This is a genomic window from Actinosynnema sp. NPDC037264 (assembly GCF_055603705.1).
The window spans coordinates 423,403-444,889 of the sequence record NZ_JBVJVK010000002.1 but is presented as its reverse complement, the minus strand read 5'-3'; the positions used below and the strand labels follow the sequence as shown (position 1 = coordinate 444,889).

General features: G+C 71.8%; 19 protein-coding genes. 11 read left to right on the top strand and 8 right to left on the bottom strand.

Annotated features, from left to right (window positions below):
- Positions 1–18: 18 nt before the first annotated feature.
- Positions 19–1,044 (bottom strand): LacI family DNA-binding transcriptional regulator, encoded by a 1,026-nt coding sequence (locus ACZ7GX_RS04555; protein WP_498772777.1) that lies wholly within the window; start codon positions 1,042–1,044, stop codon positions 19–21.
- Positions 1,045–1,146: 102 nt separating this feature from the next.
- On the opposite strand from ACZ7GX_RS04555, the gene ACZ7GX_RS04550 reads away from it, so the two are divergent.
- On the top strand, positions 1,147–2,115 hold the full coding sequence (locus tag ACZ7GX_RS04550) for an acetylxylan esterase (RefSeq protein WP_498772775.1): 969 nt from the start codon (positions 1,147–1,149) through the stop codon (positions 2,113–2,115).
- Positions 2,116–2,214: 99 nt separating this feature from the next.
- On the opposite strand, the gene ACZ7GX_RS04545 is transcribed toward ACZ7GX_RS04550, so the two are convergent.
- From ACZ7GX_RS04545 to ACZ7GX_RS04535, 3 genes are read right to left on the bottom strand one after another with little or no spacing between them, the layout of a single operon-like run.
- On the bottom strand, positions 2,215–5,238 hold the full coding sequence (locus ACZ7GX_RS04545; protein ID WP_498772773.1) for a glycosyl hydrolase 115 family protein: 3,024 nt from the start codon (positions 5,236–5,238) through the stop codon (positions 2,215–2,217).
- Between the two features lie 7 nt (positions 5,239–5,245).
- On the bottom strand, positions 5,246–7,579 hold the full coding sequence (locus tag ACZ7GX_RS04540) for a beta-xylosidase/alpha-l-arabinosidase (protein WP_498772771.1): 2,334 nt from the start codon (positions 7,577–7,579) through the stop codon (positions 5,246–5,248).
- Entirely contained in the window at positions 7,573–8,562 is a 990-nt protein-coding gene (locus ACZ7GX_RS04535) for a LacI family DNA-binding transcriptional regulator (protein ID WP_053716050.1), read from the bottom strand. The genes ACZ7GX_RS04540 and ACZ7GX_RS04535 overlap by 7 nt, the downstream gene beginning before the upstream one ends.
- 244 nt (positions 8,563–8,806) lie before the next feature.
- Between ACZ7GX_RS04535 and ACZ7GX_RS04530 the strand changes: the two genes are divergently transcribed.
- The 5 genes from ACZ7GX_RS04530 (at position 8,807) to ACZ7GX_RS04510 (ending at position 14,158) form a co-directional block, all read left to right on the top strand.
- The gene (locus tag ACZ7GX_RS04530; RefSeq protein ID WP_498772769.1) at positions 8,807–10,051 is read left to right on the top strand and encodes an extracellular solute-binding protein; all 1,245 of its coding nucleotides are present in this window, start codon (positions 8,807–8,809) and stop codon (positions 10,049–10,051) included.
- Between the two features lie 32 nt (positions 10,052–10,083).
- Complete coding sequence (locus ACZ7GX_RS04525) at positions 10,084–10,905, top strand: carbohydrate ABC transporter permease (RefSeq protein WP_498772767.1); 822 nt, start codon at positions 10,084–10,086, stop codon at positions 10,903–10,905.
- Complete coding sequence (locus ACZ7GX_RS04520; RefSeq protein WP_498772765.1) at positions 10,902–11,720, top strand: carbohydrate ABC transporter permease; 819 nt, start codon at positions 10,902–10,904, stop codon at positions 11,718–11,720. The genes ACZ7GX_RS04525 and ACZ7GX_RS04520 overlap by 4 nt, the downstream gene beginning before the upstream one ends.
- Before the next feature lie 24 nt (positions 11,721–11,744).
- Entirely contained in the window at positions 11,745–12,773 is a 1,029-nt protein-coding gene (locus ACZ7GX_RS04515; RefSeq protein ID WP_498772763.1) for an endo-1,4-beta-xylanase, read from the top strand.
- Positions 12,774–13,114: 341 nt separating this feature from the next.
- Positions 13,115–14,158, top strand: a complete 1,044-nt coding sequence (locus ACZ7GX_RS04510; RefSeq protein ID WP_230570671.1) for a LacI family DNA-binding transcriptional regulator — start codon at positions 13,115–13,117, stop codon at positions 14,156–14,158.
- A gap of 10 nt (positions 14,159–14,168) precedes the next feature.
- On the opposite strand, the gene ACZ7GX_RS04505 is transcribed toward ACZ7GX_RS04510, so the two are convergent.
- Positions 14,169–14,714, bottom strand: a complete 546-nt coding sequence (locus tag ACZ7GX_RS04505; RefSeq protein WP_498772761.1) for a hypothetical protein — start codon at positions 14,712–14,714, stop codon at positions 14,169–14,171.
- A complete protein-coding gene (locus tag ACZ7GX_RS04500; protein ID WP_498772759.1) occupies positions 14,714–15,949 on the bottom strand; it encodes a lytic polysaccharide monooxygenase in 1,236 nt (411 codons plus the stop codon). Before ACZ7GX_RS04500 ends, ACZ7GX_RS04505 begins: the two co-directional genes overlap by 1 nt.
- Before the next feature lie 187 nt (positions 15,950–16,136).
- On the opposite strand from ACZ7GX_RS04500, the gene ACZ7GX_RS04495 reads away from it, so the two are divergent.
- On the top strand, positions 16,137–17,030 hold the full coding sequence (locus ACZ7GX_RS04495) for a PfkB family carbohydrate kinase (RefSeq protein WP_498772757.1): 894 nt from the start codon (positions 16,137–16,139) through the stop codon (positions 17,028–17,030).
- On the opposite strand, the gene ACZ7GX_RS04490 is transcribed toward ACZ7GX_RS04495, so the two are convergent.
- Entirely contained in the window at positions 17,007–17,546 is a 540-nt protein-coding gene (locus tag ACZ7GX_RS04490; RefSeq protein WP_498772755.1) for a Scr1 family TA system antitoxin-like transcriptional regulator, read from the bottom strand. The two genes, ACZ7GX_RS04495 and ACZ7GX_RS04490, sit on opposite strands and share 24 nt — an antisense overlap.
- A 146-nt stretch (positions 17,547–17,692) precedes the next feature.
- Between ACZ7GX_RS04490 and ACZ7GX_RS04485 the strand changes: the two genes are divergently transcribed.
- The 4 genes from ACZ7GX_RS04485 (at position 17,693) to ACZ7GX_RS04470 (ending at position 20,644) form a co-directional block, all read left to right on the top strand.
- A complete protein-coding gene (locus ACZ7GX_RS04485; protein WP_498772753.1) occupies positions 17,693–18,568 on the top strand; it encodes a helix-turn-helix domain-containing protein in 876 nt (291 codons plus the stop codon).
- On the top strand, positions 18,568–18,930 hold the full coding sequence (locus ACZ7GX_RS04480; protein ID WP_498772751.1) for a DUF397 domain-containing protein: 363 nt from the start codon (positions 18,568–18,570) through the stop codon (positions 18,928–18,930). The genes ACZ7GX_RS04485 and ACZ7GX_RS04480 overlap by 1 nt, the downstream gene beginning before the upstream one ends.
- Positions 18,931–19,119: 189 nt before the next feature.
- Entirely contained in the window at positions 19,120–20,124 is a 1,005-nt protein-coding gene (locus ACZ7GX_RS04475; protein ID WP_498772750.1) for a C40 family peptidase, read from the top strand.
- A 172-nt stretch (positions 20,125–20,296) separates the two neighbouring features.
- On the top strand, positions 20,297–20,644 hold the full coding sequence (locus ACZ7GX_RS04470) for an STAS domain-containing protein (RefSeq protein WP_498772748.1): 348 nt from the start codon (positions 20,297–20,299) through the stop codon (positions 20,642–20,644).
- A 12-nt stretch (positions 20,645–20,656) separates the two neighbouring features.
- Here ACZ7GX_RS04470 and ACZ7GX_RS04465 read toward each other — a convergent pair whose 3' ends face one another.
- Positions 20,657–21,421, bottom strand: a complete 765-nt coding sequence (locus ACZ7GX_RS04465) for an ATP-binding protein (RefSeq protein ID WP_498772746.1) — start codon at positions 21,419–21,421, stop codon at positions 20,657–20,659.
- Between the last annotated feature and the right edge of the window lie 66 nt (positions 21,422–21,487).

Sequence of the window (21,487 nt, the reverse complement as noted above, 5' to 3'; positions counted from 1 at the left end):
ACTCGCGAGGGGCGTGGGTCAAGGGGTCGGGGGGTGGGAGGTGCTGGAGCGGGGGACCAGTTCGGGGTCCGAGGTCTTCACCTGTTCGGCCGGGGCGCCGTTGATCACGTCGAGGAGCAGCCGCACGGCGGCGGCGCCGCGTTCGGCGATCGGGCGGCGGACCGCCGACAGCGCCGGGCGCACCAGGCGGCACAGGGCCGAGTCGTCCCACGCCACGAGGGAGAGCTGGTCGGGCACGGTCAGGCCCAGCTCGTGGGCCACGCCGAGGGCGGACACGGCCATCACGTCGTTGTCGAACACCAGGGCGGTGGGCGCGATGCCGCTCGTCAGGACCCGCCGGGTCACGCGGGCGGCGGCCTCGTCGGAGTAGTCGGCGTGCACCACGCGGGCGTCGGGCAGGCCGAGGCGCGCGGCGGCCGTGGTGAACGCGCGGGACCGGGTCTGGGTGTGCACGAACTTCGTCGGCCCCGCGACCCGGACGATGCGGCGGTGCCCCAGCGCGACCAGGTACTCCAGCACCTCCGCCACGGCCAGCTCGTCGTCCGTCCACACGCACGGCAGGTCCGGCACGACCGGCTCGCCGAGCACGACCGCGGGCAGCCGCAGCTCACGCACCAGCTCCACCCGCGGGTCGTTCTGGACCAGGTCGACCAGCAGCACGCCGTCCACCCGCCGCTCGCCCCACCACCGCCGGTACGCCGCCAGCTCGGCCGCCGAGTTGTCCGTCACCTGGAGCAGCAACGACGTCGGCCCGCCCGCGAGCGCGCCCTGGATCCCGGAGATCAGCTGCATGAAGTACGGCTCGACGCCGATCACCCGCGCGGGCCGGTCGACCACCAGCCCGATCGCGTTCGCCCGACCGTCGCTCAACGACCGCGCCGCGCTGCTGGGCACCCACCCGAGGCGGTCGGCGATGTCCATGATCCGACGACGCGTCGGCTCCGAGACGCCCGGCCGGTTGTTGAGCGCGTAGGAGACCGCGCCGGTGGACACGCCCGCGGCCTTGGCGATGTCCGAGATGGTCGGACGCTTACCACCTACCACCCGCGCCTCCTCGGTCGGTGATCATCAAGTCTAGCGGCGGTACCCGCGGCTCAGCCCGGTAGGGTAATTAAGCGCTTAACGGATTATGGAAAGGGGACCGCCGTGCCCTGGTTCGACCTCTCCGAGCGGGAGCTCGCGCTGTACCGGACCGACACCGCCGAGCCGGACAACCTCGACCTGTGGTGGAAGGCACGGCTGGACGAGGCGCACGCCGCCGCGCTGCCACCGGTCCTCACCCCGTACGCGGCCGACGCCTACGGACCGCTCTCGGTCTGGGACGTCGAGTTCTCCGGCCACGGCGGCGACCGGGTGCGCGGCTGGTACCTCCGCCCCGCCGGCGCCGGCGTCGAGGCGCTGCCGACCGTCGTCTGCTACATCGGTTACGGCGGCGGGCGCGGCCTGCCGTCGGAGCACGCGCTGCTGCCGTCCGTCGGCTACGGGGTGTTCGTGATGGACACCCGCGGCCAGGGCGGTCGGTGGACGCTCGGCGCCACCCCCGACACCGGCTTCGCGGGCCCCGAGCACCCCGGCGTGATGACGCGCGGCATCGCCGCCCCCGAGACCTACTACGTCACGCGCCTGATGGTGGACGCCGCCCGTGCCGTCGAGGTGGCCGCCTCGCTGGACGGGGTGGACGAGACGCGGATCGCGGTGTCCGGCGGCAGCCAGGGCGGCGGGCTGGCGCTGGCCGCCGCCGCGCTCAACGGCGAGGCGGTGAAGGTCTGCCACGCGGACGTGCCGTTCCTGTGCGACTTCCAGCGGGCCATCACCCTGACCGACGCCGAGCCGTACGCGGAGATCGCCAAGTTCCTGGCGCAGCACGTCGACCTGATCCCCGCCGCCCGCGACACGCTGCGGTACGTGGACGGCGCGTTGCTGGCCAAGCGGATCACCGCGACGTCGCTGCTGAGCGTCGGCCTGATGGACGAGGTGTGCCCACCGTCCACGGTGTACGCGGCCTACAACGAGATCACCGCGCCGAAGGAGATGGCGGTGTTCCCGTTCAGCGGGCACACCACGCCGCGGGTGCACGACGAGCGCAAGCTCCGCCACCTGCGCGCGCACCTCTAGCCCCGGCGCGACGCACGGCCATCACGCTCGCCATGAGGTAGCGGGTTGGCGGGACGTGAGGGGGACCACCGCCATAGTCCCCCTCACGCCCCAGCCCGGTCAGTGGACTCGGCGGCTCTCCGGGGGCCCCAGGTAGCTCCACCTGAGGCCTCCCGTGTCCACGACCAGCTTCTGCACCACCACGGTGGGGTCGACCATCCAGAACTTGAGCGTGTGCGCGCCCGCGTCCAGCCGGTGCCCGGTGGCGGTTCGGTTGACGTTGTCCGACGTGTTGTGCTCCCACTGGCGGTTCATGGTGGTGTCGTCCGCGCCGGTGGCCGCGGTGATGTCGACGACCTGCGGCGGCTGGTCGTCGAACGACACCGCGTAGCGCAGGCCCGGCCCGGGCAGCACCGGGTTGCGCGGCGACAGGTACGCCCACACGGTCACCGGCCCGTCGGCCCGCACGGTCAGCTCGTACTCCAGCCGCGGCCCGGTCGGCGACCCCGGCTCACGGCTCGGCGCGGTCACCGGGAACGGCTCCACGCCGTCGCCCGTGCGGCCGATGTCGGGGATCCGCCGCCACCGCACGCCGTCGCCGTCCACGACCCGGGTCGCGTGGGCGGCCTCGATCGAGACGTAGCCGTTGGCCTCCACGAAACCCCGTGGCTCCACCAGGTCGTTCTCGACGACCGCCCGCACGGTCACCAGCGCGCCCGCGCCGGTGATCGTGATCGGCACCTCGACGCGCCCCTTCGGCGCGCGCGACCAGTCCACGCGCACGTCCAGCCGGACCTGGTCGCGCACCGTGCCGTGCGGCCGGTCGACCTCCAGCCACGCCGCGCCCGGCGTCGCCCAGTAGTCGAACGGGATCGCGCCCCGGTTGAACACCTCCACGTACTGCCCCGGCTGGGACTGGTGCGGGCTGAACGCGGGCAGCGTCGCGGGCCCCGGCGCGGCGGGCCACCACTGGTCCGAGCCGTCGACCGCCACGCCCATCTCCGCCACCCGCGGCAGGTCGAGGCGCTTGACGGCGGGGAACACCTCGTCCGGCAGCACGTCGCCGTCGCGTTCCGGCTGCTGCCACGACGCGCTCGGCCCGTACCGCGCGACGTCGCCGTAGCCGATCTTCGGCTGGGTCTGGAAGCCGCGCCACTTCCCGCCCGCGAGCACGGTGCCGTAGTGGTCCGACATCGCCTGGTCCTCGGCGAACCGCGCGTCGGTGGCGTCCGCCAACGCGTTCGCCGACGCACGGCCCTGCGCCGCGTGGAGCAGGTTGGTGAACTCGGCCAGCCGCAACGCGTACAGGTTCGCCGTCGCCTTCACCTGGTAGTGCACCAGCTGGTGGTAGGCGTCCCGCGACGACGGCGGCAGCGCGCCGCGGACCCGCTCGGCCCGGTCCGCCAACCGCCGCCACCGCTCGGTGACGCGTTCGCCCTCGCGGTAGTCGGTCAGGCTGAACGGCGAGGCCTGGTCGTCGTAGGTGATCGTGGCGCCGACGGCGGTGGCCTTGCGGTTGAGCAGTTCCGGCTTGCGGGCGGACTGGAGCTTGGCGTACTCGCGCAGGACCGACGCGATCTCACCGGCCTGCCGCGGGCCGAAGTTCTGCGCCGCGTAACGCCGCTCCCACTCCCCCAGCCTCTCCACCGGCCAGCGCCCCGGGTCCCAGGCGTAGTCCAGGAAGAACTGCAGCGGCAGCTCGTTGCCCTTCACGTCGCCCGCGTTGACGACCCACAGCCGGTCGACGCCGTACTCGTAGGACTGGTGCAGCTGGTCCCACACGTTCGGCAGCGAGGTGGTGTCGACCCACTTGTAGTTGCGCCCGCCGCCGACGTAGTCGAAGTGGTAGTAGAGCCCGTACCCGCCGGCGCGCGGGGGCGACGACGGGTCGGGCAGCTTGCGCATGTTGCCCCAGTTGTCGTCCGCGAACACGACCGTCACGTCGTCCGGCGGGCGCAGCCCTTTCTCCCAGTAGCGCTGGACCTCTTTGTAGAGGGTCTGCACCTGCGGGACGTCGGCCATGCCCTCGCGGGCCAGGATCTCCCGCTGCGCGGCCAGGATCTCCCGCATCAGCTCGATGCCGTCGCCGTCGGACAGGCTCGCGTCGCCGTTGCCGCGCATGCCGAGGGTGACCACGCCCTCGAAGCCCTCGTCCTTCATGCGCCGCACGCCGTCGGTCCAGTACCGCACGACGGCGTCGCGGTTGCGGCGGAAGCTCCACTCGCCGTTGCCGCCGTACGGGTCGCTCTCGCCCGCCTTCGCGTGCCGGTTCCACTCCTCGATGCCGCGCATCATGGGCGCCTCGTGCGAGGTGCCCATGACGACGCCGTACGCCTTGGCGGTCGCGTGGTTGAGCGGGTCGTCCTCGGCGAACGCCCGGCCCCACACCGCGGGCCACAGGTAGTTGGCCTTGAGCCGCAACACCGTCTCGAAGACCTTGGCGTAGAAGTGGTGGTTGAAGCCGGCCGGGAAGCCCGGCGCGCGACCGGCGCCGAAGTGCTCCGGCGCCCACCGGCCCAGCGCCGGGTTCTCGTCGTTGATGAAGAACCCGCGGTACTTCACCGCGGGCGTGCCCTGGCCGTGCCTGCCCGGCAGCACGTGCAACTCGGCGCGGTGGGCCGGGGGGACGTCGGCCCACCAGTGCCAAGGTGACACGCCGATCTCGCGCGAGACGTCGTACGCGCCGAAGATCGTGCCGCGCTGGTCGCTGCCCGCGATGACGAACGCGCGCCGCACGCCCGGCGCCGGGTGGTGCACGACCTGCTGGAGCGAGGTCTCCCACCGGCCCTCGATCGCCGACACGTCGAGCTTGCCGCGCGCCACCAGGTCGTCGATCAACGGGCTCCGGCCGACCGTGCCGACGATCACCACGTCGCCGCGCGGCGCCGAGGTGATCTCCGGCCGCACGCCGGTGACGCGCTCGACGTCGTCGCGCAGGTCGCCGACGACCCGCACGACGCCGGGGTGGTCGGCGTCGCTGACCACCAGGGCGGCGGCCTTGCCCCGGGACGTCAACGGGAAGCGTCCCGGTCCCGGTCGGTCGACGACGTACCCGTCGACCCTCGTCGGGCCGTCCGGTGTCGCCGTCGCCGGCGCCGGCGGCACGAGGAGCGCCGACGGCGACGGCAAGGGCACCAGCCTCATGGTCACCTCATCGTGACGTGGTGGTGACCGGCGTCACCAGCACGCGGTCGTGCCCGACCACGCGCGGCTCACCGGTGACCGGCACCGAGTGCTCCCAGCGGATGTCCTCGCTCGACGTGCCGACCTGCAGCACGACCTCGCCGGTCTCCACGACCCGCTTGCCGTCGCGGCCGGTGAACGAGGTGCGGTCGGCATGCACGCGGAACGTCACCTCGGTGGCCTCGCCCGCCTGCAACTCGACCCGGGCGAAGCCGACGAGCTGGCGCACCGGACGGGTCACGCTGGCCACCGGGTCGTGCAGGTAGAGCTGGACGACCTCGGCGCCGGCCCGGTCGCCGGTGTTGCGCACCAGGCACGACACCTCGACCTCGCCGTCGGCCGGGAGCTCCGCGCCACCGGCGAAGTCGGACAGCTCGAACGCCGTGTACGACAGGCCGTGCCCGAACGGGTAGGCGGGCGACGGGTCGACCGAGCTGACCCCGCCCGGACCGCCGAGCGGCGGGTGCAGGTAGGTGGTCGGCTGGGCGCCGGAGCCGCGCGGCACCTGCACGGGCAGCTTGCCGGACGGGTTGACGCGCCCGCTGAGCACGCCGGCGACCGCGCCCGCGCCCTCCTCGCCGGGGAAGAACGCCTGGACGATCGCGGCGGGCCGCCCGTCGGCGCCCGCGGCGGGCTCGAGGTAGCGGCCCAGCGCGTACGGGCGGCCGGTCAGCAGCACGAGCACGACCGGCACGTCCAGCGCCAGCAGCCGCTCCAGCAGCTCGCCCTGCACGCCGGGCAGGTTCAGGTCCTCGGCGTCGCAGCCCTCGCCGGACGTGCCGCGGCCGAACAGCCCGGCCCGGTCGCCGAGCACGGCCAGCACCACGTCGGCCTCGCGCGCCACCGAGACGGCGTCGTCGATGCCCGACCGGTCGGCGCCGTCGACCTCGCAGCCCTTGGCGGTGGAGACCTCGGAGTTCGGGAACTCCTTCAGCACCGCCTGGACCATCGTGTCCATGTCGACGCCGAGCGGCACGTCCGGGTGCTGCACGCCCACGTGGTTGGGGAACGCGTAGCAGCCCATCAGCGCCAGCAGGTCGTCCGCGCACGGGCCGACCACGGCGACCTTGCCGGTGTCCGCCAGCGGCAGCAGGCCGTCGGCGTTGTCCAGCAGCACCACGGAGCGCTCGGCCATCGTGCGGGCCAGGTCGCGCAGCGCGGGCGGGTCGAGGTCGACCGGCTCGCCGCGCAGCACCGCGGGCGAGTCCGGCTGCCAGCCCTCGTCCAGCAGGCCGAGCTCGCACTTCTGGGTCAGCACGCGGACGACCGCGCGGTCCACCAGCGCCTCGTCGACCTGGCCGGACCGCACCAGCTCGGCCAGCGGCTCGCCGTAGCAGCGCACGCTGGGCAGCTCGACGTCGATGCCGGCGGCCAGCGCCAGCGCGGCGGCCTCACCGGGCGAGCCCGCGACGCCGTGCGCGGTCTCCAGGAACGACACCGCGAAGTAGTCGGCGACCACCACACCGGTGAAGCCCCACTTGTCCCGCAGCAGGTCGGTGAACAGGGTCGGGTCCGAGCCCGCCGGCACGCCGTCGACCTCGGCGTAGGAGTTCATCACCGAGCGCGCGCCGCCCAGGCGCAAGGCCATCTCGAACGGCGGCAGCACCACGTCGGCGAACTCGCGCGGCCCCATGTGCACCGGCGCGTGGTTGCGCCCGCCGCGCGAGGCCGAGTAGCCCGCGAAGTGCTTGAGCGTGGCCACGATCCCGCTGGACTCCAGGCCCTTGGTGTAGGCGGCACCGAGGAGACCCACGAGGTACGGATCCTCGCCGATGGTCTCCTCGGTGCGTCCCCACCGCGGGTCGCGCGACACGTCCAGCACCGGCGCCAACCCCTGGTGGACGCCGACGTCGCGCATCACGAGACCCACCTCGCGTGCCATCCGCTCGACCGTCACCGGGTCGAACGAGGCGCCCCACGCGAGCGGGATGGGGAACACGGTCGCCTGCCACGCGGTGAAGCCGGCCAGGCACTCCTCGTGCGCCATGGCCGGGATGCCGAACCGGGTGTTCGCGACCAGCTTGCGCTGCGTCTCGGCCAGCACCTTCGCGCCGACCAGCGGCTCGACCGGCCCGGTGCCGAACACGCGGGTCAGCTGGCCGAGGCCGGGCTTGGTCAGCTCGTCCCACGGCGGCAGCGGCTCGGCGAACTCGTGCTGCGCGGGGGCGACCTCCTCACCCTCGGAGATACCCACCCACACGCCCACCAGCTGGGCCAGCTTCTCCTCCAGGGTCAGCTCGGCCAGCAGGGCGGCGACCCGCTCACCGGTCGGCCTTCCGGGATCGGCCCAGGGGTTCAGCACGGCGGCTCCTTCGTTGACGATCGGACGACGAGTTCGGTGGCCAGTTCCACCCGTTCGGTCTCCACGGGGCGACCCGCGATCAGGTCGGCGAGCATGCGGCCCGCGTGGCGGCCCATCTCGGTGAGCGGCTGGCGCACGGTGGTGAGGGCGGGCGAGGACCACACCGCGACCGGCAGGTCGTCGAAGCCGACCACGCTCAGGTCGTGCGGCACGGACAGCCCGACGACGCGGGCCGCCTCGATCACGCCTAAAGCCTGCTCGTCGTTGCCGGCGAAGATCGCCGTCGGCCGGTCCGGCAGCGCCAGCAGCTCGGCCGCGCGGCGGAACCCGCCCTCGTGCTTGAAGTCCCCGTGCTTGACCAGCTCGGGGTTGAACGCGATGCCCGCGCGGTCCAGCGCGGCGCGGTAGCCGTCGACCCGCGCGCGGCTGCACAGCATCCCGGCCGGTCCGCCGATGACGCCGACCCGGCGGTGACCGAGGCGCAGGAGGTGCTCGGTGGCCGCCAGGCCGCCGGCCCAGTTCGTCGCGCCGACGCTGGGCACGTTCGGCTGCGGCAGGTCGACCGGGTCGATGACCACGACGGGGATGCGGGAGTTGGCCAGCACGCGGCGGTCGGCGGCGGTCAGCTGGGAGGTGACCAGGAGCGCGCCCGCGCGCCTGGCCTCGACCAGCGACGCCGCCCACGACGTGTGCTGACGGGGTTTGTCGGTGGACGACACCACGACGTGCAGCCCGGTGTCGACGACGCCACGGATGATCTCCACCGCCCAGGGGCTGTCCAGGGCGGTGAACACGAGGTCCACCAGCAGGTGACCGGAGGCCCTGCGGGACCCGACCGGCACGTAGTCATACTCGGCCAGGAGCTGCCGCACGCGGGCCCGGGTCTCTGCGCCGACGTCGTCCTTCCCGTTGAGGACTTTGGACACCGTCGGGAGAGACACCCCCGCTGCTGCAGCAATCGTGGCCAACGTGGCTCGACGCATGGGCCGATAGTATCGAAACTCGATCGAAACACAAGAGTGACCTCCTGACGTGGGAAAACATCACTCGGACACGCCGAATGGTGACGCTTGACACCGGTTGGACACGGGCCTAAGGTCTGCGCAAGTCGTGGATGTTTCGAAATGTTTCGATGCCACGAACAAATCCGCAGCGTGGCAGAAGGGTGGCGGTCGCATGTCCCGCCGTTCATGGGTGCGTCCCCTCATCGCGATGGGGCTAGTCGCCGTGACAGCAGTGGTGTCCGCGTGTGGCACGTCCGGTCCGGGCGAGACCAACGCCGGCGCACTGAAGATCTGGGCACTGGAAGACCCGGTGCTCAACAAGATCGAGAACAAGTCGATCGACTCGTTCAAGGCGGGTGGCGGCAACGCCTCGCTGGAGACGTTCGGCAACGACCCGTACAAGCAGCGGCTCCGGGTGGCCATCGGCTCCCCGCAGGCCCCCGACCTGTTCTTCAACTGGGGCGGTGGCAACCTCAAGGAGTACGTCGACGCCGGCAAGGTGGCCGACCTCACCCAGGTGCTGAACGACAACAAGGCCGCCAAGGACGCGTTCATCCCGAGCGTGCTCAACGGCGCGAAGCTCGGCGACAAGTACTACGGCGTGCCGATGCGCGGCATGCAGCCCGTGCTGCTGTTCTTCAACAAGAAGGTCTTCAGCGAGGCGGGCGCGCAGCCGCCGACCACGTGGGACGAGCTGCTCGCGGCCGTCGACACCTTCAAGGCCAAGGGCATCACCCCGATCGCCCTCGCCGGCACGCAGGCGTGGACCGAGCTGATGTGGGCCGAGTACGTGCTCGACCGCGTCGCCGGCCCCGAGGTGTTCAAGAACATCCGGGACGCCGGCCCCGCGGGCTGGAAGGACCCGGCCGTGGTCGAGTCCATGACCAAGCTCAAGGACCTCATCGACCGGGGCGCGTTCGGCAGCAACTTCGCCTCCGTCGGCTACGACGCCGGTGGCGCGTCGACCATCCTGGCGCAGGGCAAGGCCGCCATGCACCTCATGGGTTCGTGGGAGTACACCAACCAGCTCGACCAGAGCCCGGACTTCGTGAAGAACGGCGACCTGGGCTGGGTGGCGTTCCCGTCGATCCCCGGCGGCAAGGGCGACGCGGGCAACCTCGTCGGCAACGTGAGCAACTTCTACTCGGCGACCCAGGACTCGAAGAGCCTGGACGCGGCGAAGAAGTTCGTCACCACCGAGCTGCACAAGGACTCCTACGTCGAGGCGCTGATCGAGGCCGGTGACGTCCCGCCGGTTGTGGGCGCCGAGGAGAAGCTGAAGAAGTCGCCGAACCCGGAGTACGCGTCGTTCATCTACGAGCTGGTGCTGGACTCGAAGAACTTCCAGCTGTCCTGGGACCAGGACCTGCCCGCCGATGACGCCACGTTCATGCTGACCCAGCTCCAGGAGTTCTTCCTGGGCAAGGTCTCGCCGCAGCAGTTCGTCGACGCGGTGGCCGCGCGCTGATGTCGTCCCAGCGGCCTTCGGCCTGGTATGCCGTGCCGGCGTTCGGATTCTTCGCCCTGTTCGCCGTGTTGCCCATGCTGCTCGTGATCTACCTGAGCTTCACCGCTTGGGACGGTCTGGGCACACCGGCGCTCAACGGGGGCGAGAACTGGTCCCGGCTGCTCGAGGACAGCGAGGCGCGTGCCTCGGTGTGGCGGACCCTGGTGCTGATGGTCGTGTCGTGGCTCGTCCAGACCCCGATCGCGTTGCTGATCGGGGTCTGGGCGGCCGGCAAGCAGCGGTCACGGGCGGTGCTCAGCTCGATCTTCTTCCTGCCGCTGCTGCTGTCCACGGCCGCCATCGCGTTGTTGTGGCAGGCCTTGCTCGAGCCGAACTTCGGCGCGTTCGTCGACGGACCGCTGTTCCTGGGCGACCCCGACATCGCGCTCTACACGGTGGTGCTCGTGATCTCGTGGCAGTTCATCCCGTTCCACACCCTGCTCTACCAAGGTGCGGCCCGGGCGGTGCCCGCCTCGCTGTACGAGGCGGCGACCATCGACGGCGCGTCACGGGTGAGCAAGTTCCGGCACATCACGCTGCCGCAGCTGCGGTACACGATCGTCACGTCGTCGGTGCTGATGCTGGTCGGCTCGCTGACGACGTTCGACACCGTGCTGATCCTCACCAACGGCGGACCGGGCACCGCGACCCGCATCCTGCCGCTGCACATGTACATCACCGGCTTCAGCGGGTTCGAGATGGGCTACGCGAGCGCGATCGCGGTCGTGCTGGTCGTCCTGGGCACCGCGCTGTCGCTGGCGGTCATGCGCTGGAGCGGGTTCCGCCAGATGAGCAGCCAGCAGGAGGGGTCGTGAAGTCTCGTCCCAACTGGCCCGCCGGGATCTTCGCCCTGGTGTGGCTGGCGATCGTCGTCGGGCCGCTGCTCTACCTGGTCACGGTGTCGCTGCGCTCCCGCGCCGAGTACCTCGGCAAGAGCGTGTGGGAGATGCCGGACGCGTTGTCGCTGGACAACTACGTCACCGTGCTGACCGGCGGCTTCGGCCAGTACCTGCTGAACAACGTGATCGTGACCGTCGCGACGGTGGCGATCGTGGTGCTGGTGGCCGTGCCCGCCGCGTACGCGGTGGTCCGCAACACCAGCCCGTTCGTGCAGCGCGGCTTCACCCTGCTCCTCATGGGCCTGGCGATCCCCGCGCAGGCCACGATCATCCCGGTGTACCTGATGATCACGCGGATGCAGCTGTACGACACGTTGACCGCGATCATCCTGCCGACGGCGGCGTTCGCGCTGCCGGTGGCGATGCTCGTGCTGGTCAACAGCCTGCGCGACGTGCCGCGTGAGCTGTACGAGGCGCAGGCCATCGACGGCGCGGGCCCGATGCGGGTGCTGGTGTCGCTGGTCCTGCCGCTGGCGCGGCCGGCGATCATGACCGTCGTCGTCTACACCGCGCTCAACGCGTGGAACGGGTTCCTCTTCCCCTTGGTGCTCACCCAGTCGGAATCGTCGCGGGTGCTCACCCTCGGGTTGTGGGACTTCCAGGGGCAGTTCGGCACGAACGTGCCCGCGCTGCTCGCGGCCGTGACGTTGTCCGTGCTGCCGATCTTCGTGGTGTACCTGGTCGGACGGCGGTTCCTGCTCAGCGGCCTCACGGCCGGTTTCGGCAAGTAGTCCGACCCGACTGGAGGGACGCTCATGCCCGACGGCGCGCCCGTTCCGGTCGCGGGTTCCGCCGCCGCCGCACCCGCGGCGGCGGTGGACCCGGCGCTCCGGCAGCTCGCGGCCCCGCACGGCCTCGCGTTCGGCACCGCCGTGAACCTCGCGGCGCTGGCCGAGGACGACGTCTACCGCGAGTGGGTGGCGACGCAGTTCGACAGCGTCACCGCCGAGAACGCCATGAAGTGGGAGGCGCTGGAGCCGACCCGCGGGCACTACGAGTGGGGTCCGGCCGACGCGCTGGTCGCGTTCGCCCGGGCCAACGGGCAGGGTGTGCGCGGCCACACGCTGGTCTGGCACAACCAGAACCCGGCGTGGCTGGCGGACGTGCCCGCGGACGAGCTCGGGGCCGTGCTGAAGGCGCACGTCCAGACCACCATGCGCCACTTCAGGGGCCACGTCCGGCAGTGGGACGTGGTGAACGAGGTGGTCGAGGAGGACGGGACGCTGCGCGACACCGTCTGGTTGCGGGCGCTCGGCCCCGGTTACATCGCGGACGCGTTCCGGTGGGCGCACGAGGCCGACCCGGACGCGCTGCTGTTCTACAACGACTACGACATCGAGGACGTCAACGCCAAGAGCGACGGCGTGTACGACCTCGTGCGCGAGCTGAAGCGGCAGGACGTGCCGATCCACGGCGTCGGCGTGCAGGGCCACTGCTCGGTGGAGCAGCCGCCGACGACGCTTGCGGAGAACCTGGGGCGGTTCGACGCCCTCGGGGTGCACACCGCGGTGACGGAAGCCGACGTGCGGATGGCCATGCCGCCCGATCCGGCGAAGCTGCGGGCCCAGGCGGACGTGTACCGCTCGCTGCTGCGGGCGTGCCTGCTGACGCCGGGCTGCCTGTCGTTCACGGTCTGGGGGTACGCGGACAGGTACTCCTGGGTGCCCGGGTGGTTCGAGGGTGCTGGTGCGGCCTGCATCCTCGACGAGAACTTCGCCGCCAAGCCCGCTCACCGGGCCCTGCGCGAGGACCTCTTGTCCGGCGGCGCACGCCACCGGAGCTGACCCGACCGGCTCGGGCCCGCCACACCTCTCCCAGCGGGCCCGAGCCTTCCCACCGTCGAACCCGGCTGCCTGAGCGTTCGACACGCGCGACGGGTAGCCCGGGTTGAGCGGTCAGGACGACGCCGGTTGGGCCGTTCGGGCTCCGTTTCCGGGCCGGCCGGGTGCCACGTTGCGCTAACCTCGACGGTGCGGCTGGGTGGGCGCAACCGGATATTCGACAGTTTCGATTCAAACGTCGAATGTTTCGAACGTGTTACGGACACTCCAAGTGACGAACAACCCACCACCGCTCCCCCGCGTCTAGCGGCCGGAACTGGGCGGGGCTGCCGTAGACTGCCCCCATGCCGACCAAAGCCGACCCGTCACCCTCGGATGGCACAGCCTCGGGCAAGATCACCATTGCCGCCATCGCGGCGGAGGCCGGGGTCTCGGTTCCGACTGTTTCGAAGGTAATGAACGGCCGCGCCGACGTCGCGCCGCACACCCGGGAACGGGTCGAGGCGATCATCCGACGGCACGGCTACCAGAGGCGGGCGGACGAACGGTCGCGGCGGTCCAACCTGGTGGAACTGATGTTCCACGAGCTGGAGAGCGCCTGGGCGCTGGAGATCATCCGGGGCGCCGAGCAGGTCGCCGCCGAGCAGGGCCTCGCCCTCGTGCTGTCGGAGTCCCAGGGCAGGCTCACCCCCGGCCACGGCTGGCTCGAAGGCGTCATCGCGCGCAAGCCCCTCGCGGTGATCTCCGTCTTCTCCGACCTCACGTCCTCGCAGCTGGCGAAGCTCCGCGCGCGGGACATCCCGGTCGTCGTGGTCGACCCGATCGGCGAACCCCAGCTGGAGACGCCCTCCATAGGAGCCACCAACTGGAACGGCGGCCTCACCGCCACCCGCCACCTGATCGAGCTCGGCCACCGCCGCATCGCCATGATCGGCGGCCCGGAGCGGGTCCTGTGCAGCCGCGCCCGCGTGGACGGCTACCGCGCCGCGCTGGAGACCGCCGGCCTGGCCTACGACCCGAACCTGGTCCGGTACGGCGACTTCCACGTCGAGTCCGGGCGCGCCCAGTTCGCGCCGCTGCTCGACCTGCCGGACCCGCCCACGGCGGTCTTCGCGGGGTCGGACCTGCAAGCCCTCGGCGTCTACGAGGCGGCACGCGCGGCCGGCCTGCGCATCCCCGAAGACCTCAGCGTCATCGGCTTCGACGACCTCCCGGTCGCGCAATGGGTGGGCCCGCCGCTGACCACGGTCCGGCAGCCGCTGCAGGACATGGCCGCGGCGGGCACCCGTCTCGCCATCACGTTGGCACGTGGTGAAGAGCCCGAACACCGCCGAATCGAGCTTGCCACCACGCTGGTGGTGCGTCAGAGCACCGCCGCGCCACGCTGACGAGCCGCCTCTAGTGGTGGTGGCCCGGCTTCTGGACGTAGGTGCACCCCTCCGCCTCCGCGGGCAGGGTGTGCCCCACCTCCTCGCCGGGTCCCACCGGTGTGCAACGCAGTTCGTGCAGTCCCAGCAGCTCCAGGCCGAGCGTGCCGCTCAACGCGAAGCCGTTGCCGAACCCGAAGTCCGGGTTGTCCGACACCTCGCCGCCGGCCATCGCGCCCTGCCACGCGCGCTGGAAGTCCGGCAGCTTCTCGCGCTGGAACACCACCAGCCCGAGCCGCTGGTACGGCCCCGCCTCGCACGTCGCCCACTCCGCCACGTACGGCGCGTAGAGCCTCGCCCGCAGCGGACCGACGAACTCGGCGAACTCCTCCATCGTCCGAGGCACCACCTCGTCGCACTGCCCGGTCTTCTCCCGCACCCACTCCCCGACCGCCGCCGGGGTGCCCAGCGGCGGGCCGAGGGCGTTGGAGCCCAGACCGGGGGAGTCGGTCGCCGCCGAGGAGCAGGCGACCGACCCCACCAGGAGCGCGACCAGGGCCGCGCACCGACCCAACATCAGGCCGCGGCGCAGGAAGCGCCGTTGAGGGCGAACGAGGTCGGGTTCGCGGGCGTCCCCTGCGACGTGCCGTTGAACCCGAAGCTCACCGTCTGGCCCGGCTGGATGTTCTGGTTCCAGCTGGCGCCCTTCGCGGTGGCCTTGCCCGCCGCGACGGCCACCTCGGCCGACCACGCCTGGGTGATCCCCTGACCCGAGGGGACGTCCCAGACCAGTTGCCACGCGCTGACCGCGCTGCTGCCCGTGTTCTTCACCGACACGTTGGCGGTGAAGCCGCCGGACCACGAGCTGGGCACGCTGTAGGTCACGGCGCAGGCGCCCGGCGTCGTGCCGCCGCCCGTACTGGTCCGCACCGACACCGCGATCGACGGCGACGAGGTGTTGCCCGCCGCGTCCCGCGCCACCACGTAGAACTGGTAGGCCGTGTCCGCGCTCAGGCCGGTGACCGTGGCCGTGGTGCCCGAGGTCGTCGCGACCGAGACGTCGGTCGCGCCCGCCTCGCGGTACACGGTGTAGCCGCTGACGCCGGTGTTGTCCGAGGCCGCGGGCCAGCTCAACGACACCGAGTCCGCCGTCGCGGTCGCGGTGGGCGTGCCCGGCGCCGTCGGCGCCTGGGTGTCACCGCCGCCGCCACCGGTGAAGTTCACGTCCGAGCAGCTGTAGAACGCCTCCGGGCTGTCGCTGCGCTGCCAGATCGAGTAGATGATGTGGCGGCCGGACTTGTTGGGCAGGGTGCCGTTCCACGAGTACTCGCCGCTGCCCAGCGGCGGGTTGGTGATGCTGTCGAACGGCGCGGGCTCCAGGTCCGACCACTTCAGCGGCTGCGTCACGTCGAAGCCGTCGCGGGTCACGTACTGGTCCCAGCGACCCGGGTGGGGAGCCCAGGCGTTGTACTTGAAGTTGATCGACGCGCCCGCCCGCAGGGTCGTCACCGGCCAGTCGCTGCGGGCCAGGTTGTAGGCGTCGTACTTGGTCGTGGGCCCGCACAGGTCGCCGTCGGCGATGATCTCGCGGTGCTTGCCGGCGGCCTGGCTGATCAGGTTGCCGTACCAGTCCCACAGCGGCTGCTTCCCACCGAGCTGCACCGCGGCGACGCACGCCGGGTTCGTCGGGTTCAGGTCGCCGCCGCCGCTGCCCGCCCTGCCGTCCTCGTAGCAGGCGTAGGTGCGGCTTGGGGGGTACGTCATCGACCCGTGCGCCACCGCTACGCCGCTCTGGACGAAGACGCTGGTCACACCGACGATACCGAGCGCGGCAACCGCCAACGCCCCAAAGCGCTTGAGTCGCAAGGACCTTCTCCTTCAGATCGACGGTGATCTGTGAACCACAGGACTGGGAGCGCTCCCAGAATTACGATCGCATTACCGGTGACGCCACGTCAACGACCCGTTTCAACTGGTGGCCACCGGGTACCGCTCGACCATGCGGATCGCGGTGGTCGGTCAGATAGCCCGTGACCTGGTCTTGGTGGTGCCCGCGGTGCCCGGATCCGGTGGCCGCGCGAGCGTGCTGGAACGTCGCGAAATGCTCGGCGGGAAGGGCGCGAACATCGCCCGGGGCACGAGGCAGCTCGGCGCAACGGCCGCGCTGGTCGGCGTCGTCGGGGACGACCGGGAGGGCCGTCTGCTGGTCGAGCGGCTCGGCGCGGACGGCGTAGCGACGGCCGCCGTGGTGTGCCGCGAGGGCGTCCGGACGGCGCTGATGGTGGACGTCGTGTGCGACGGCGGGTACCGGTACCTGGAGGACGTCCCCGGGCCGACGCTGGTGACGCCGGAGGACGTGCGGGCCGCGTCGGCGATGCTGCGCGGCGCGGACGCGGTGATCGTGCAGTTGCAGCAGCCGGCCGACGCGGCGCTGGCGGCGGCCCGCGCGGCGAACGGGCTGGTCGTGCTGGACGGCGCACCGGACGGGCGGGTGGCCGAGCTCCTGGCCGCGGCGGACGTGGTGCGGGCCGACCACCGCGAGGCGGAGGCGTTGACCGGGCGGTCGATCACCGGGACGGACGCGGCCCTGCGGGCGGGACGCGAGCTGCTCGCCAGGGGGCCGTCGGTGGTGGCGCTGGAGGTGCCGGGCGAGGCGAACGTGCTGACGTGGGACGGGGACTCGGCGGTGATCGCGTTGACCGACGAGGAGGTCGTGGACACGACCGGCGGCGGCGACGCGTTCGTGGCGGCCTTGACCGTGGCGCTGGTGCGGGGTGACGACCCGGGTGACGCGGGTCGGCTCGCGACGGCCGCCGCCGGTCGCGCGGTGGGCCACCCCGGCGGGCGGACGGACCTCACCGGGCTCGAGCTAGGCGCGCGCCAGTTCGGCTAGGCGTCGGAAGAACTCCTGCGCCGACCGGAGGTGGCTCGGGTCGTCGGTGAACATCGCGCGGTGCAGGTAGGCGTAGAACACCACGGCCGGGCCGTCCGCGAGGACGAACCGCGTCACCGGGTGCTCGACGCCGGGGCAGTGGCCCGCGCCGGGCCGGATCACGCGGACCGTGACGTCGGCGCGGTCGACGGTGACGCCCTCCAGGACGTAGGCCGTGCAGCGGTCGGCGTCCAGCCGTGCGAGGGACGGGTGCACGCCCAGCGGCGCGAAGACGTCGATCCGCTCGGCGGCGCGGCACAGCACGTTGATCACGCTCGTCGCCTCGGCGCCCCAGGCGCACCACATCGTCGGGTCCGGCGCCGGCGCGGCGGCCACGCCGTCCTCCAGCCGCTGGATCCGCTGCGGGCACTGCTGGGTGCGCGCGGCGAGTTCGGCCACGGTCAGGCCGGCGGCTTCGCGGACCCGGCGCAGCTCCCGGCCGAGCAGGCGGCCACGGAGCGTGGGCTGGTGGTCCATCAGGTCATCACCTCGAACCGCGAGACACTTCTCGTGCTTGACCTGAAGCTATATTGATAATTATCCCGGTGTCGATTCATCGGACGGGTGCGGTGTCGCTACTCTCGGTATCGCTCCGGACCACTAGATCCGACGGGACGAAGGACATGGGCGACGACGCCCCGATCTCCAGCACGGTGCAGGCGTGGGAACTCGGGCTGAGGCTCCGGGAGCACCGGGAACGGCTCGGGCTCACGGCGGCGGCGGTCGGCAGGACGACGGGGATCGGCGGCACGAACCTGTCCGCGATCGAGTCCGGCAAGCGCCGGCTCACGGCCGCGAAGCTCGGCGACCTGGCCGACGCCTACGAGCTGGCCGACGACGAACGCGCCGGGCTCGAAGCGCTGCGGGCGCGGACCGAGCGGCGGGAGTGGTGGTACGACTACGCCCGGCTCTACTCGGACGAGTTCCTGCGGTTGCTGGGGTTGGAGGCGGGCGCGGACAAGGTCTTCGAGTACGCGCCGGACATCATCCCGGGACTGCTCCAGACCGCCGACTACGCGCGGGCGGTGGTGCGGGCGGGCACGCCGTACATCCGGCCCGTCGACGTCGGCCCGAGGTTGGAGACGCGGCTGGCGCGGCAGGGCCGCCTGGACGGCGACGACCCGTTGCGGCTCGACGTCGTGCTGGGCGAGGCCGCGTTGCGGCAACTCGTCGGCGACGCCGGTGTCATGCGGCGGCAACTGGCGCACCTGCTGGACGTCCTGGACCGCAAGGGCGGTCACGTCCGGCTGCGGGTCATCCCCTTCGCGGCGGGGGCGCACCCCTTGCTCGGCGCGGCGTTGAAGATCCTTTCCTTTCGCTCCAACAGGCTCGGCGACCTGATGTACCAGGAGACAGCGATCAGCGGTGTCATCATCGACAAGCGCCAAGTGATACTCGAGTCGACGGCGAGCTTCGCGGAGACGTTCGACCGCGCGCTCGACGACCGCGACTCGCGCGGGTTCATCGACGCGGTCTACCACGAGATGGAGCGGTTCTGATGCCTCACAACCCCTCGGCCACCTGGTTCAAGAGCAGCTTCAGCACGGCGTCGGGCGACTGCGTCGAGGTCCGGTTCGACGGCGACGTGGTCCAGGTGCGCGACACCAAGGACCAGGGCGCCGGACCGGTGCTCACCGTGGACGCCCCGGCGTGGGACGACTTCCTCCGCCAGTTGGTGGCGGGTTCGGTCGAGGCGGACGGCGCGTTGACGGTGCTGCCCGCGCCGCGCGGCGGCGCGATCCTCCGCGCACGTGACGGTGATGCGGCCCTGCGCTACACGCGCGGCGAGTGGGAGATGTTCATGCGCGGCGTGCGGGCGGGCGAGTTCACCCACTCCGCCGTCGTCGCGCGGGCGAGCTGACCTTCTTCGCGCCGGGTCGGCCCGAGACCGTCGGACCGCAGCGGGCGAAGAGCGATGGCGGACGTCCCCGGAACCGGCTGAAGTGGACCCCTTATGGACTGGCTCCGACGGGTTCCGTAACCTGTCCGAGACCCTGGGCGGGTGTAACCCGTTCGGGGCCCAGCCGGCTCAAGGAGGATTGCGCGAACCGTGGCGTCGAAATCCGCTCAGCGCACCGTCCGCGCAGCCCTGACGGCCACGGCCGTCTCCGCGCTGCTCGGCGCCGCCCTGCCACTCCCCCAAGCCGCCGCCGACCCGGAGACGTCGTCCAACGCCTCCGAGGCGTTGAAGAAGTACAACGACCTCTCCCACCAGGCCGAGGCGCTGAACGAAGAGCACCTGCGCGCGCAGGAGACGCTGGCCAACGCCCAGGGCTCGCTCGACCAGGCCAACCGCGACATCGCCACGGCCCAGCAGGCGCAGGAAGCGCTGCGCGGCCAGGTCGACCTGCTCACCGAGGCCTCCTTCGAGGGCGCCCGGTTCGGCCAGCTGTCCGCGTTGCTGGTCAGCGACTCGCAGCAGGACTTCCTCAACCGCATGTCCGCGCTCGGCGTGCTGGCGGGCGACAACGCCGAAGCCCTGCAAGGGCTCAGCGACGCCGTCGACCTGGCCAACGACGCCGCCCGCCGCGCGAACGAGGCCGCCGACGCGGCGAACAAGGCCATCGCGGACATCGACCAGCGCAAGGCCGCGCTGGACGGGCAGATCACCGAAGCCCGCGAGGCCTACCGCTCGTTGAGCTCGGCGGAGCGGGCGGCGTTGAACAACGCGGGCGACATGGGCCCGATCCCCGTCCCGGCGGGCAAGGCAGGCGAGGCGCTGGCGTTCGCGCTGGCCCAGCGCGGCAAGGACTACGTGTACGGCTCGAACGGCCCGAACACCTGGGACTGCTCCAGCCTCATGCAGGCGGCGTACCGGTCGGTCGGCATCGCGATCCCGCGCACCACCTACGGCCAGGCCACCATCGGCCGGTCGGTGTCGCGCAACGACGTCAAGGCCGGCGACCTGATCATCTACTACTCCGGCCAGACGCACGTGGCGATGGCGATCGACGGCATCCGCGCCGTGCACGCGTCCACCGAGGGCGTGCCGGTGAAGGTGCAGGACATCGAGTCCATCGGGCCCGTGAACGTCATCCGGCGCGTGGTCGGCTGAGCCCACCACGACGGCCGGCCCCGAGAACGCCTTCGGGGTGGCGGGTCGTGGTCGGGTCGGGTGGGTCGGAGGAGTTGCACCGGTCCTGACGGGCGCTCACAGTTCTCCTGGGCCTAGGCTGAACGCGGTTGAGCAGGCAGCCGCACTCTGCCGACCACACCCAGGGGTGGACATGGACGATTTCACCGACGCCGTCACGCTCACGGCGCGCGAGGTGTCCGCGGGCGTGGTGGTGGTCGCCGTGGCCGGTGAGCTCGACATGGCGACGGCGCCGGGCGTGGAGGAGTACGTCCGGCACCGGCTCGGCGACGCGAGCCGGGTCCTCGTGCTCGACCTCTCCGGGGTGACGTTCCTCGGGTCGACCGGCATCAACCTGCTGATCGCACTGCGGTCGGCGTGCGAGTCGGTCGGCACGGCGCTGCGGTTGGTCGCGACGACGAAGGTCGTGCTGCACCCGTTGGAGCTGACGGACCTCGTCGACCACTTCACGATCGTGACGGCGGTGAGCGAGGCGAGCTGACGGGCTCGGCGTTCAGTCGCCGAGGACGGCCCAGACGACCTTGCCGCCGTGCGGCCACGGGTAGCAGCCCCACGTGCGGCTCAGCGACGACACGATCGTGAGGCCCCAGCCGCCGGAGCGCGGGGGTTCGGCCTTCGGCTCCTGGGGCGGGTCGGGGCTCTCGTCGCGGACCGCGACGGTCAGCCGGTGGCCCCGCAGTTCCACGCGCAGCACCGGTGCGGAGCGGGCGTGGCGGACGGCGTTCTCGACGAGCTCGGTGGCGATGGTGACCGCGTCGTGGACGAAGTGGGTGACGTCCCGGCGTTGGCACGCCTCGCGCACGAAGTGCCTCGCCAGCAGGCCGCTGAGCAGCGAGTGGGGCAGCTGCGTCTCGTCGCGCGTGCGTTCGGACGGTAGTTCGACGGCGGCCAGGGCGGCGTTCAGCGCGGTGAACCGGGGCACGGCGCCCGTGTCGCCGGTCGCCAGCGCGCGGCGGTGGCCGGGCGACTCGCCGACCAGCATCACCGGCACGCCCGGCCACTCCGACACGCGCAGACCCACCGTGGTGAAGACCGACATGAAGGCGGGCGTGGCGCACTCGAAGCCGTCGTCGAGCCGCACGATCACGGCGGTGGGCTCGTCCACGGCGCACTTGAGCAGCCCGTCGCGCAGTTCGCGATAGGTGGTCAGGTCGAGCCGACCGGTCGGACGGACCACCGCCGCGCCGTCGACGTCCGTGCGGTGGAGCGCGAGCGCGGCCACGTCGCCGGCTCCCCGCCCACCATCTCGCGTTGGCATCAGGTCACCCCGATCGGTGAATACCCGAGCGGTGTAACGCTATTCGCCTGATCGCGACGCACGAGT